A 12,736-nucleotide genomic window follows, 5' to 3' on the forward strand; every position below is an offset into this window, starting at 1 on the left:
GGTGAACATGTGTCTCACTCCACGTCAGCAAGAACTGGTCGACATCGCCGGGAAGCTCGCGGACACGTTCGCCGAGCGGGCGCCCGAACACGACCGGGACAACACGTTCCCGGTGGAGAACTACGACGATCTGCGGGCCGCCGGTTTCCTGCGGCTCACCGTGCCCACGGAGCTGGGCGGGCAGGGTGCGTCGCTGGAAGAGCTTGTGCCGGTGCTGGAACGGCTCGCCATGGGAGACGGGTCCACCGCTCTGGCCGTCGCCATGCACATCTCGCCGATCGGGCAGTGGGCCAGTGTGTGGCGGCGTACCAAGAACCCCCGGCTTGAACAACTGCTCCGCGAGGCCGCCGAGGACCGGCTGATCTGGGCCTCCATCACCAGCGAACCCGGCATGCGCAACGACATGACCGACGCACGGACCGCGGCGGTCAAGGTCGACGGCGGGTTTCGCCTGACGGGGCGGAAGGCCTACGCCACCAACTCCACCGTGGCGACGCACTGCTCGACCACGGCCCGGTGGGAGGACGCGCCCGGCGGTCCCCGTCTGGTGCTGTGCCGGATCGCGCTGGACGCACCCGGTGTCACCATCAACAAGACCTGGGACACCATGGGCATGCGCGGCACCCAGTCCAACGACGTCGCCTACGAGGACGTGTTCGTCGCCGACGAGGACGCCGTGCACTCGTTGCCGGTCGGGCACCTCGACGCGCGGGTGCTGGAAACCGTGTGGTCGTGGGCGATGGGTGCGTTCGCCGCCGTGTACACCGGGATCGCCGCCGGTGCGCTCGACTGGGCCGTCACCCAGCTGGCCGGGCGCGGCAAGGGCGGTGACCCGTTGGTGCAGGACACGATCGGCGAGTGCCAGATCCTCGTGGAGTCCTGCCGTGCGCTGACGTACCGGCACGCGCAGGAGGTCACCTCGCGGCGGCTGTTCGAGGTGGGCGTGCAGGAGGGCATCGCGCGCTGCGCGCTCGTGAAGTACGTGGCCAGCAACAACGCCACCCTGGTGCTGCGGCGGCTGGTCGACGTGCTCGGCGGCGCCAGCTTCTCCCGCAAGCTGCCGTACGAGCGCATGTGGCGGGACGCCCAGGCCGGCACGTTCATGCCGATGGGCAACCAGGCCGCCCGCAAGATCATCGGTGCCAGTGCGCTGGGAGTCGCCGTCGCGCCGGTCATCGACTTCGACGAGACGGGGCCCGGCTCGAGGGCGAAGCGGTGACCACGGTCCGGGACGCGACCCGGGACGTGCTCCGTTCGTACGGGCTGACCACGATCTTCGGCAACCCGGGCACCACGGAGATCGGTTTCCTGCGTGACTTCCCCAACGACTTCCGTTACGTGCTGGGGTTGCAGGAGTCGGTCGCGGTCGCCATGGCCGACGGGTACGCGCACGCGTCGGGCTGTGCCGTGCTCGTCAACCTGCACTCCGCGGGCGGCGTCGGGCACGGGCTGGGGCACCTGTTCACCGCGTACCGCAACAACACCACGATGATCGTGCTCGCCGGGCAACAGGTCCGTTCCCTCATGCCCAGCGAGCCGTTCCTCGGCGCGCTGGACGCCACCACGTTCCCTCGCCCGTACGTCAAGTGGGCGGTCGAACCCGCGCGCCCGCAGGATGTGCCGGGGGCGATCGCCCAGGCGTACCGCGTCGCCACGCAGCCGCCGTACGGGCCGGTGTTCGTGTCGGTCCCGGCCGACGACTGGGACGCAGAATGCGATCCGTTACCGCAACGCCCGAAGCTACCCGGTTTCGGGCCGGATCCCGACGCGATCACCGGACTGGTCGCCGCGTTGGACGCCGCCGCGAGCCCGGCGCTGGTGATGGGTCCGGGCGTCGACGCGGAGGGCGCGATCCCGGACGCGGTGGCGCTGGCGGAACGGGCCCGGGCCACCGTCTGGGCCAGTCCCATGGCGTGGCGTGGTTGCTTCCCTGAGGACCACCCGCAGTTCGCCGGGTTCCTGCCGCCCGAGGAGCGGGGCACCGCCGAAGCGTTGCAGGGACACGATCTGGTCGTCGTGCTCGGCGCGCCCGCGTTCCTGTACCACGTCTACCGCGGCACCACGGACCTCGCGCTGCCGCCGCTGTACCTGGTCAGCGACGACGAGCAGGTACTGGCGCGGGCGCGTGAAGGCAACGGGATCCGTTCCGGTGTGCGTGCGGCGATCCGCGCGGTCACCGCGAGCCTGGCCGAGCCGACCCGTTCGGTGCCCGCGGGCCGAACCCGCAGGCCGCGGCCACCGGAGACCACGCCGATCACCGTCGAGTGGGTGTTCGCGAACCTCGCCGACGAACTCGACGAGAACGTCCTGCTGGTGGAGGAAATCCCGAGCCACCTCCTGGTCCGCCGCGAGTACCTGCCGGTGCGCGCGACGCGCACGGGACTGCTCAGCACCGGCGGCGGCGCGCTCGGCTACGGCCTGCCCGCCGCGGTCGGCGCCGCGCTCGGCGCGCCGGACCGGAAAGTCGTCGCGGTGCTCGGCGACGGGTCGAGCATGTACTCGATCCAGGGCCTGTGGACCGCCGCGCGTGAGCACCTGCCGGTCACGTTCGTGGTGCTGGACAACGCCCAGTACGCGGCGGTCGACATCCTCTCCGGCCCCGACGACAAGATGCCCGGCGTGGAACTCGGCGGGATCGACTTCGTCGCGCTCGCCGAGGGCATGGGCTGCCACACCCACCGGGTCACGCGGCCGCACGAACTGAAGCCCGCGCTCACCCAGGCGCTCGCCGACGACCGGCCCACCCTGGTCCACGTCCGCGTGGACCCGAAACCGACGGTGCTCTACTGAGCGCGCGTCGACTCCTGTGCCTCGGCGCGCTCGGCCGCCAGGAACTTCTCGGCGGCCAGCGCGTCCGGGGACGGTTCGGGCTCCGCCGCCGACGGCCGGTCGTGCAGCAGGCGCGCGATCTCCGTGCGCAGCTCCACGAACTCGGCCGAGCCGCGGGTGGTGATCTGGTCGCGGTCCGCGGGCAGCCCGACCGGCAGGTCGGCCACGATCGACGCCGGTGACTTCGACAGCACCAGCACCCGGTCACCCAGGTAGACGCTCTCGTCGATGTCATGCGTGACAAGGAGAACCGTGCTCTGGTGCTCCCTGCGTACCCGCAACAGCAGGTCCTCGAGGTCGGCCCTGGTCTGTGCGTCGACGGACGCGAACGGCTCGTCCATCAGCAGCAGCGCCGGCTGGCACGCCAGTGCTCGCGCGATGGAAACCCGCTGCTGCATGCCACCGGAAAGCTGCCACGGGTACTTGCCCGCGGCCGCCTCCAGGTCCACCCAGCGCAGCGCCTCCTCCGCGCGCCGCCGCCGCTCCGCACGGCCGCGTACCCGGGTGCGCAGCGGGAACTCCACGTTGCCACGCACGGAAAGCCACGGGAACAGCGAACGGCTGTAGTCCTGGAACACCACGGCGAGGTCGTTCGGCACGCCCTGCACGGCGTCACCGTGCAGGCTGATCTCGCCCGCGGTCGGCTTGGTCAGGCCGGCGATGCACCGCAGCAGCGTGGACTTGCCGCACCCGGACGGGCCGACGATGCACGCCAGCTCGTCCTTGGCGACGGTGAAGGTGAGGTTCTCCACCGCCACGTGTGCCGCGGGGCCGGTGCCGTAGCGGTGCGCGAGCTCGCGCACCTCCAGCATGGTCGGCATGGTGTCTCTCATCCTCCGGCTTTGGCGGTCCGCGCGGCGTCGGCCACGGCGGAGCGGGTCGGTTGCCACCGCAGGGCACGGCGCTCCACGGCGAGCAGCGCGAGGTTCAGCACGTAGCCGATGATCCCCAGCAGCATGATCCACGCCCACATGGTCAGGAAGTCGAACTGGCTCTGCGCCTCGACCAGGTTGGCCCCGATGCCCACGGTGTCGCCGACCATCTCGGACACCACCATGAGGATCACCGCGATCGCCAGGCTGAGCCGGAGACCGGCGAAGATCTTCGGCAGCGCGGCGGGCAGCACCACCATCGCCACCCACTGGGGTCGGGAGGTGCGGAACGCTCGCGCCGTGTCGGTCTTCACCCCGTCCACCGAGCGTACGCCGTCGACCGTGTTCAACAGGATGGGCCAGACGCACCCGAACACGATCAGCGCGATCTTCATGTCGTCGTTGAGGCCCAGGAGCACGATGAACACCGGCAGCAGCGCGGGGGAGGGCAGCGAACGGAAGAACGCGAACAGCGGCCCGACGTACTGCATGCCGGTGCGCGAACGGCCGAGCGCGGTGCCGATCACCACGCCGACGAGTGCGGCCAGCGCCCAGCCGCCGAGCACCCGGCCGAGGCTGGGCAGGATGTCGTCGGTGACCGCGTCGGTCAGGGCGAAGTCGCCGTTCTCGTCGAGGAACCACAGTTTCCAGCCGTGGTGCAGGATCTGCCACGGGGTGGGGAAGTAGACGTTCTGCGCCGACGCCGTGAGCAGCTGCCAGACGACCACCGCGATCGCGAACACGATCCAGCGCTGGGCGAGACCCGTCACGCGTTTCATGACAGGGCCTCCACGCGGGTCGTGTCGCTCCAGTGGAAGACGCGTTTGCCGAGCTTCTCCAGGCCCTCGTTGACCAGGTACCCGATGACGCCGATGACGATGGTGCCCGCGAGCACCTCGTCCATGCCGCTGACCGTCGTGTAGACGTCGATGATGAACGCGCCGACGCCGATCTCGCTGCCCGCCAGGTACTCCGTGGAGACCGTGACGATCAGCGCGATCGCCGCGGACAGGCGGATGCCGGTGAACGCGAACGGTGCCACGTGTGGCAGCGCGACCGTGGCGAGCACTCGGGCACGTTTGTTGCCGAACGACCGCGCGGTGTCCAGCAGGAGCGGGTCGATGTCGTCGAGCGCGTAGATGATGTTGAACAGGATCGGCCAGACCGACGCGAGCACGGCGAGCGTGATCTTCGCCTCCGGTCCGGAGCCGATGGTCATGATGATCAGCGGGATCAGCGCCACCGGCGGGATCGGCCGGATGAACTCGATCAGCGACCTGGTCGAGCTGCGCAGCCACGGCATGCTGCCGAGCAGCAGACCCGCGGGGACGGCGATGGCGATGGCGATGCCCAGGGCGATGAGCCACGCGAGCACCGTCGCGATCACGTCCCGGATGAACGAGGTCTCGCCGAGCAGTTCCACCAGCCGGGGAAACACCACACTGGGCGGCGGCAGGGAGTTCTTGCTGACCAGACCGGACTGGCTGACTCCCTCCCACAACAGGAGGAAGCCGGCCAGCCCGATCAGATTCCGGATGACAGGTCGCACCGCAGTGGTTCAGACGTCAGGTCAGCGGTGCGGTCGGGACGATCATCGAGGTCACGTCGATCTCCTTCTCGATGACCGCGAACTCCTTCATCAGGTCCGGCACGCGCTGGATCCTGGTCGCGTCGAGCTTCGACTGGAACGTCAGCAGGGTCGCGACCTTCGCGATGTTCTCGTCCACACCGGAGAACTTGACCAGCAGCGGCTCGACCAGCGAACGGTCGGACAGCGCGAGGTCGGTGCCCCGCTGCATCGCACGCTGGAACGCGGCGATCGAGTTCTTGTTCTTCGACACGAAGTCACCGGTGGAGGCCCAGCCCGCGGTGGGCATGTCGGCGGTCGGACCCGTCGCGGTGTCGAAGATGGGCAGCGCGCCCGCCTCGGTCTGCGTCTGGCTCAGGAACGGCTCGGTCACGAACGCGGCGTCCACGTTGCCCGCCTTGAGCGCGTCCGCGGTGGCGGGGAACGGCGTCTTGACCCAGTTGATGCTCTTGTAGTCCACGCCCTTCGTCTTCAGAGTGGCCATGGTGAGCAGGTCGGAGATGGTGCCGGTGGCGGTGACGGCGACGCGCTTGCCCGCCATGTCCTGCACGCTCTTCACCTTCGAGTTCGGCAGCGCGACCACCATGCAGCTGTTCGGACCGGCCGACGACGCGTCGGCGACGATCTTGATGCCACCCTTGGGCTTCCCGGCTCCCTTGCTCTCCGCGAGGAAGAACGGCGTGTAGCTCGAGTACGAGATGTCGACTTCGCCGGAGATGAGCTTGTTGACCGACTCGCCACCGGACGGGGCGTCGACGAACGTGACGTTCAGGCCCTCGTCCTTGAAGAAACCCTCCTGCATCGCCAGGTGGAACGGTGCGAGGTCGGTGGTCTTCATGATCGAGATGTTCAGGTCGGTCGTCTCGAGCTTGCCGTTGCCACCGGACTGCGGCTCGGAGTCGTCCGAACCACCCAGCGCACTGCAGCTGGACAGCGCCATCGCCAGCGTCAGTGCCGATGCGACCAAGGGAAGACGGGAGCGGAAACCGCGCCCGGTGCTGCCTGTGGGCATGTGGAGCCTCTCCTCATGGGTGAGGTGTTGAAAGCTGATATCGGTGGTGCCCCGTACACCAGGCCGCCACTGTAGAGATCCTTATCCCGGGTCACAATGCGTGTCCGCGCATTTACTTTTCCGGTCAGGACACCGCTGAACGGGTGGCAGTGGGCCCGTGTCGAGGGCCGAACAATGGCCGCCACCTGCGCACCTCCGTCACGAGCAGCGATCCGGTGACTACCCCGGCGGGACGAGCTTCGTCACCGACTTGTGACCTGTCCAGTGCTAAACCGATCGAGAGGGATCGCGCGATCGTGTGAGTTTAGCCACTCCAATGGGTGCCCCGATCGCTCGAAGGGCTTACGCGGGGCGATACACTCCGCTACCTTCTGCTGCCACGTCGAGATTGATGTTCGTTGAAGTTGCAACGAGTAGTGGTCACATGCCTGTGTGTGCTTCCCACGCGGGAAGCCCGGGCGGTGGCCGATTGGGGACAACGCCGCCTCGGCGGCGCGCGACTTGACACGGACGTCACCGACGTACCTGCCCGTTCGAGCAGACGGGCTGTCGGCTTTTCGATCAGGGAGAGTGCTGGGAGTGCCCGACGCCACCGCTGACGTCCCACACCGCTCCGGCGGCAAGTTCGGGGACAACGCTGCCCGCGGCCGTCCCGCGCCCGGGCACGACCCCGCTCCCGCCGTCGGGCGGAAGGGCGGGTCGCTCCTGCGCATGCGGAACTGGCGACTGCGCACCAAGGTCATCGCGGTCATCGTCGTTCCGACCCTGACCGCGCTCGCGCTCGGCGGCCTGCGGGCGGCGGGCGACCTGGACCGCGCCGCTGAGTTCCGCCAGACGGTCAACCAGGTCGACCTGGCCCGGAACGTGACCCGAGTGGTGCACGAGCTGCAGAAGGAACGCGACCTCGCCGTGGCCTGGGTGGCCGCGGACCGCGAAGACTCGCGCACCGGGCTCGACGCCCAGATCGGCCAGGTCGACAAGGCCGTCACCGCCGCGCAGCAGCTGGCGACCGAGCTGGACACCGACGACGAGTCCGCCAAGGAGCGGTACAACATCGGTCTGCAGCGCCTTTCCGCGCTGACGGCGATCCGCGACACCACGCAGAACACCGACTACCCGGACGCCGCGGTCTTCAACGCGTACTCACGCGTGCTGGACGCGGTCGTCCGGCTCGGCCGCGAGATCAACACCGCGGTCACCGACCGGAACCTGCTGCGCGAGGGCACGGTCATCCAGTCGCTGTCCGAGGCGAAGGAAAGCGTCTCGATCGAGAACGCGATCCTGCAGATCGCGGCCGTGCACGACAGCTTCCCGGCCGACCTGCTCTCCCGCATCCGCGACGCGCAGGCCGCCACCGTGGGCGCGCTCGCCGACTACAAGGCGAACGCGTCGCTCGGACAGCTCCAGCTGTACAACGACACGGTCTCCGGCAGCGAGGTGGACGGCCGGGAACGGATCAAGGCGCAGGCGATCTCCGCCGCCGAGCGTTCCACGCCGGAAACCCAGCTGTCGCTGCAGATCAACCCGCCCGACCTGAGCAACAACGGCGCCGCCACGGTCGAACGCATGCGCACGGTGGAGATCGCGCTGCTCGACCAGCTGCGCGGCGACGCGGACGAGCTGGCCAACGAGGCCGTCGCCTCCGCATGGCGCGACGCGGCCATCGTCCTCGTCGCGCTGCTGCTCGCGATCGGCCTGATGGTGATCGTCACCAGGTCGCTGCTGACCCCGCTGCGCGTGCTGCGCCGCGAGGCACTCGAGGTCGCGAACCGGAAGCTGCCCGCATCGGTGCAGCGCATCCTCGCCCACCCGAACCCGGCCGAGGCCGCGAAGCACGCGGTCGAGCCGGTGCCGGTGTTCACCAGGGAGGAGACGGGTCAGCTGGCCCGCTCCTTCGACGCGGTGCAGGAGCAGGCGGTCCTGATGGCGACCGAGCAGGCGCTCCTCCGCGAGAACATCAACTCGATCTTCGTCAACCTGTCGCGTCGGTCGCAGGCGCTGGTGGAGCGCCAGTTGGCGTTGATCGACCGGTTGGAGCAGGACGAGCAGGATCCGGACCAGTTGGCGTCGTTGTTCGAGCTGGACCACCTCGCGACCCGTATGCGGCGGAACTCGGAGTCCCTGCTGGTGCTCTCCGGCACCGGCCTGTCGCGGCAGCTGTCGCGGCCGGTGCCCGCCTCCGACGTGGTCGGCGCGGCGGTGTCCGAGGTGGAGCAGTACGTCCGCGTCGAGGTGGCCTCCGCGCCGGACGTCGCGGTGCAGGGGCGCGCGGTCTCCGACCTCGTGCACGTCATCGCGGAACTTCTGGACAACGCGACCTTCTTCTCTGAGCCGGAGAAGAAGGTGCTCGTCCGGATGACGATCAACCGCAAGCAAGAACTGACCATCCAGATCACCGACCAGGGCGTCGGCATGTCGGACGACGAGATCGCGGCCACCAACGCGCGGCTCGCCGACCCGCCGGACCTGGACGTGTCCGTGACCCGGCGGATGGGTCTGTACGTGGTCGCGCGCCTGGCCAAGCGGCACAACATCAGGGTGCGGCTGCGGGACAACGAGGACATCGAGGGCGGCCTGATCGCCCGCATCGAGGTCCCCGCGGACCTGATCCAACCGTCGAACGCGCCTGCACGCTCGATGGCCGCGAACGCGACGACCGCGTCGTTGCAGCCGCCGTCGGCCATCGAGTCGTCGCTGGGTTCCGGTTCGAGCCTCCCGAGCATGCCGAACACACCCGCCCCGTCCCGCAGCAGCGGCATCGCGGGCGCGTTCGCCACCGGCATGCCGCGGCGGCTGCGGCCGGACAACAGCGTGGTCGCGGACCAGTCCCGCCAAGAGGAGATCACCGAACAGGCACCCGCACCGGTCGTCACCCGCGACCCCGCGGGCACCGGCGAGCAGCCGACCGCCCTGTTCGGCCCACCGATGCCGGAACCGAGCCTTCCTGTGGAGAACACACCCATGTCGCTGGGCATGAGCCGCCCGGCCACCGACCACAACACCGACGCGCCGACCGAGCGCCTGCCGATCTACGAAGCCGTGCTGTCCCAGTGGTTCGAGGCCGCTGACACCGGCACGCAGCAGGCGGTGCCCGCCCAGACCGCTGGGGCGGCCACCGGTGGCACGACCTCGGTCGCGCAGGCGGCGCCCGCCGCGACGCGCCAGCCGGAGCCGTCCGCCTGGACCTCGCCCGGCGACGAGGGCTGGCAGGCCGCACAGGCACTGCTCAGCACCAGTCCGGAGAAGACGACGACCAACGCGGGTCTGCCCAAGCGGAAGCCCAAGGAGCACCTCGTGCCGGGGTCGGCCGCACCGCGCGCACAGGACGCCGCCTCGGCGGATTCGTCGACGGCCCCGCCCCTGCCGCCACGCTCGCCCGACGCCATCCGCGGCCGCATGGCGAGCTTCCAGCAGGGTGTGCGGCGTGGCAGGCACACACTGATCGACGCCTTCCCCGGTGACCCGAAGGGCGCCGAGGGCAACCGCCAGAACGAGGAGCAGGAGTGACCACTCCGAAAGACCAGCCCGGCAGTTTCGGTTGGCTCATCACCGACTTCGTCCGTCGAGTGCCAGGCGTCGCGCACGCCGTCGTCGTGTCCGCGGACGGGCTGCTGCTCGCCACCTCGCACGGCCTGCCGCGTGACCGCGCGGAACAGCTCTCGGCGGTGTCGTCGGGCCTGATCAGCCTCACGCAGGGCGCGGCGAGGTGCTTCGAGGCGGGTGGCGTGAACCAGACCGTGGTCGAGATGGACCGCGGCTACCTGTTCCTGATGTCCATTTCGGACGGTTCGTGCCTCGCCGTGCTGGCCGCGCCGAACTCCGACATCGGACTCGTGGCCTACGAGATGACCGTGCTGGTCGAGCGAGTCGGCCAGCAGATGACCCCCGAACTGCGTGCCCAGCTCCAGGGCGCGCACCGTGGGTGAACGAACTTTCATGGAAAGGGTGCTCAGTGGTCTCCGCAGGCTCTAGTCCCCTCGGCCAGCGTGGCGGGTCCGCACCGCAGCCGACGACTTCGGCGAAGATCGTGGTCGCTGGTGGTTTCGGGGTGGGTAAGACGACTTTGGTCGGTTCGGTGTCGGAGATTGTTCCGTTGACGACTGAGGCCGTGATGACCGAGGCCAGCGTGGACGTGGATGACCTGTCGAACACCCCGAACAAGGTCACTACCACGGTTGCGATGGATTTTGGTCGTGTGTCGTTGGACAGCGATCTGATTTTGTACTTGTTTGGTACGCCGGGTCAGCATCGGTTCTGGTTCATGTGGGATGACCTGGTCCGGGGTGCTATTGGTGCGGTGGTGTTGGTGGATACCCGTCGTCTCGCCGATGCGTTCGCGTCGATCGATTTCTTCGAGGACCGCGGGTTGCCCTACATCGTGGCCCTGAACTGTTTCGACCGGGTGCTCCACCACCGCGTCGACGACGTCCGCGACGCACTCACGATCGAACAGTCGATCCCCATCGTGACGTGCGACGCCCGCGACCGCGAGTCCACAAAGGAAACCCTTATCACGCTGGTGGAACACGCGATGCGCCAACGCACGAGCGCCCGCGCGGGCTGACCGACGACAGTCGCTCGGCCCGCGGACGAGGTGGGCCAGCCGGTCGCGAACGGAGCTCATGACCGAGACGAGCCGACGAGGCCCGGCAACCCCAGATCAACCGGACACATGAGGAAGGCCCCTGCCAGCGTTCATGCTGGTCAGGGGCCTTCTTTGTGCCTGTCAGGCGTGGTGCCCCCGGCGGGATTACCAAAGGATGGGAACTGGGCTGACCAGCGGTTTTACACCGGCAGTCTGGTGATTGAGTCATCCTTCGGGCTGTCCACGCGTGAGTAACGCCCACCTGGAGCGGGACCGCGTGGTTTCGCTCCAGGTAGGCCCTGTGGCTGGCGGACGAGATGCACGGGCGGCCTGTCACGTGTCGTGGCGGGCCGCCGCTGTGTGCGAATGGAGATCTCGTTCTCTCGATGGACGTGGGAGGCTGCCCAGGTGCCTCTGCTCAAGGACATGCCGCTCGAACGAGCGAACCAGGTCTTGCGCCATCCGATCCACCAGGAGGGAATTGGCACTTTGGTGCGGCTGATCACTGCCTTGCGGCAGTGTCGGGGTGCTGAGGATTACTACCAGTTCCAGCAGGATCTGCTCACGAGGGTGTTGGCCGTTCAGGAACATCGGGCGGGGTGTCGGCGCGTCGCGAGTCTGCTTCGGCAGGGCAAAGCAGTGCCGGTGGATGCGCCCGAGCTGAGGTCCTCTGATCCATCGGCCAACCCCGAGACGTGGGAGCTGGAGGCGGATGTCTGTGAGCGGGTCGACCGGCAGTTGCGCTCGATCGCGGACGGGCTGGCCTGGCGTGTGTTCAACTACGACCGGAGAGTCATAATCGCGCTCTCCCGCAACCAGCACCCTGGCCCGATGGCCGGCAAGAAGGGCTTGGCCGCCGAACGCGCTTTCGTGATCAAATGGTGGCGCGAGGAGCGCCGGTTCGTGCTGCTTCACGACCTCACCTCATGCCTGAGCATCGGTGACGCCACCTCGTTCAAGGAGGTCGGGAACGAGTTCGAGGCGTACCTGCACGAGATCAAGTCGGATCCCGACCGCACGGTGTCCCGGCAGCTCCGGCGCCAGCGAATGGCCGAGGAGGCGATCCGCTCCGGTGGTCCCTTGCCGGGAAATCTGCCCGGCCGCCTCGTGCCGCTCGACATCCCGTACAAGACCCACCTCAACCTGCTCAGGACGGCGTTCGACCTCGCACACGAGCGCGGAGTCCAGGGCGTGAAAGTTCCTGGTGGACGGGCACTGGTGGCTACCGACATGGTGCGCGGGTACGACCTGTGGTCGGAACGTGAACTCCTCGACCGCACGGCCGCCGAACATCTTCAGGCCGTCAAGCGGGCTCGCATCCTGGATGTCGGGCACCTGGCATACGCACGGAGTGATGACCTGGTGGTGCGATCGCCCACGATGCCACCCTGGGCGATCTACCCACTCACGCCCGCACTGTGCGCCAAGCTGATCACCGACTACGCCATGTACTTCGTCACGATGTCCAGCGAGCCCTTGATGGCGGCACTTCATGATGTCGGCCTTGCAGCGGAGTGGGCACTTCCTCGCGGTCAGGAAACGGTCGAGCCTGATCAGGTGGTTCTTCGCGCGCACAAAGGAACCCGCACCATCGAGCTTCGCTGGGCTGAGATGCAGCGACGACTTCTGCTCGAGTTGGCAGACCTTCCCACCTGGGCTGAAGGCACCGCGCGACTAATCGACCGCAACGACACGGGGCGGCACCCCTGGCAGTCCTTCGGCGACGAGTGGAAGGTATGGGCATAGCACTCATGCCCGGCGACTGAGCGGAGGTGCGCTGGACCTTAAGGGCTCGCAATGCGGCTGACTTGTTCGACGGTGGACAGCCGTTTTACCGGCGCGCGGGCTCA

10 protein-coding genes are annotated in these 12,736 nt (G+C 68.5%); 6 read left to right on the forward strand and 4 right to left on the reverse strand.

Features of this window, described 5'->3' with window-relative positions; translation table 11 throughout:
• The first annotated feature begins 7 nt into the window (after positions 1–7).
• Both ACIBVP_RS21595 and mdlC read left to right on the forward strand, forming a co-directional pair.
• On the forward strand, positions 8–1,219 hold the full coding sequence (locus ACIBVP_RS21595; RefSeq protein WP_396108164.1) for an acyl-CoA dehydrogenase family protein: 1,212 nt from the start codon (positions 8–10) through the stop codon (positions 1,217–1,219).
• Positions 1,216–2,790: a benzoylformate decarboxylase gene (gene mdlC / locus ACIBVP_RS21600; protein ID WP_396107991.1), complete on the forward strand. Its 1,575-nt coding sequence runs from the start codon at positions 1,216–1,218 to the stop codon at positions 2,788–2,790. Before ACIBVP_RS21595 ends, mdlC begins: the two co-directional genes overlap by 4 nt.
• On the opposite strand, the gene ACIBVP_RS21605 is transcribed toward mdlC, so the two are convergent.
• The 4 genes from ACIBVP_RS21605 to ACIBVP_RS21620 are packed head-to-tail and all read right to left on the reverse strand — an operon-like array spanning position 2,784 to position 6,301.
• Positions 2,784–3,650 (reverse strand): ABC transporter ATP-binding protein, encoded by an 867-nt coding sequence (locus ACIBVP_RS21605; RefSeq protein ID WP_396107992.1) that lies wholly within the window; start codon positions 3,648–3,650, stop codon positions 2,784–2,786. The genes mdlC and ACIBVP_RS21605 overlap by 7 nt on opposite strands.
• A gap of 8 nt (positions 3,651–3,658) precedes the next feature.
• Entirely contained in the window at positions 3,659–4,480 is an 822-nt protein-coding gene (locus ACIBVP_RS21610; protein ID WP_396107993.1) for an ABC transporter permease, read from the reverse strand.
• Complete coding sequence (locus ACIBVP_RS21615) at positions 4,477–5,250, reverse strand: ABC transporter permease (RefSeq protein WP_396107994.1); 774 nt, start codon at positions 5,248–5,250, stop codon at positions 4,477–4,479. The genes ACIBVP_RS21610 and ACIBVP_RS21615 overlap by 4 nt, the downstream gene beginning before the upstream one ends.
• 16 nt (positions 5,251–5,266) lie before the next feature.
• Positions 5,267–6,301 (reverse strand): ABC transporter substrate-binding protein, encoded by a 1,035-nt coding sequence (locus ACIBVP_RS21620; protein ID WP_396107995.1) that lies wholly within the window; start codon positions 6,299–6,301, stop codon positions 5,267–5,269.
• A 579-nt stretch (positions 6,302–6,880) separates the two neighbouring features.
• Between ACIBVP_RS21620 and ACIBVP_RS21625 the strand changes: the two genes are divergently transcribed.
• The 4 genes from ACIBVP_RS21625 (at position 6,881) to ACIBVP_RS21640 (ending at position 12,632) form a co-directional block, all read left to right on the forward strand.
• The gene (locus tag ACIBVP_RS21625; protein ID WP_396107996.1) at positions 6,881–9,808 is read left to right on the forward strand and encodes a nitrate- and nitrite sensing domain-containing protein; all 2,928 of its coding nucleotides are present in this window, start codon (positions 6,881–6,883) and stop codon (positions 9,806–9,808) included.
• The gene (locus ACIBVP_RS21630) at positions 9,805–10,227 is read left to right on the forward strand and encodes a roadblock/LC7 domain-containing protein (RefSeq protein ID WP_396107998.1); all 423 of its coding nucleotides are present in this window, start codon (positions 9,805–9,807) and stop codon (positions 10,225–10,227) included. Before ACIBVP_RS21625 ends, ACIBVP_RS21630 begins: the two co-directional genes overlap by 4 nt.
• 26 nt (positions 10,228–10,253) lie before the next feature.
• Complete coding sequence (locus ACIBVP_RS21635) at positions 10,254–10,865, forward strand: GTP-binding protein (protein WP_396107999.1); 612 nt, start codon at positions 10,254–10,256, stop codon at positions 10,863–10,865.
• A gap of 429 nt (positions 10,866–11,294) precedes the next feature.
• Positions 11,295–12,632, forward strand: coding sequence for a hypothetical protein (locus ACIBVP_RS21640; RefSeq protein ID WP_396108000.1), 1,338 nt, complete (start codon positions 11,295–11,297; stop codon positions 12,630–12,632).
• Positions 12,633–12,736: the final 104 nt, after the last annotated feature.

Origin of the sequence: Actinophytocola sp. NPDC049390 (assembly GCF_044466355.1) — a bacterium.
Taxonomy (GTDB): domain Bacteria; phylum Actinomycetota; class Actinomycetes; order Mycobacteriales; family Pseudonocardiaceae; genus Actinophytocola.

Bases quoted from the DNA above. Each gene is read 5' to 3' on its own strand.
- ACIBVP_RS21610 (WP_396107993.1), bottom strand. From the start codon at position 4,480: ATGAAACGCGTGACGGGTCTCGCCCAGCGCTGGATCGTGTTCGCGATC.
- ACIBVP_RS21595 (WP_396108164.1), top strand. From the start codon at position 8: ATGTGTCTCACTCCACGTCAGCAAGAACTGGTCGACATCGCCGGGAAG.
- ACIBVP_RS21605 (WP_396107992.1), bottom strand. From the start codon at position 3,650: ATGCCGACCATGCTGGAGGTGCGCGAGCTCGCGCACCGCTACGGCACC.
- ACIBVP_RS21620 (WP_396107995.1), bottom strand. From the start codon at position 6,301: ATGCCCACAGGCAGCACCGGGCGCGGTTTCCGCTCCCGTCTTCCCTTG.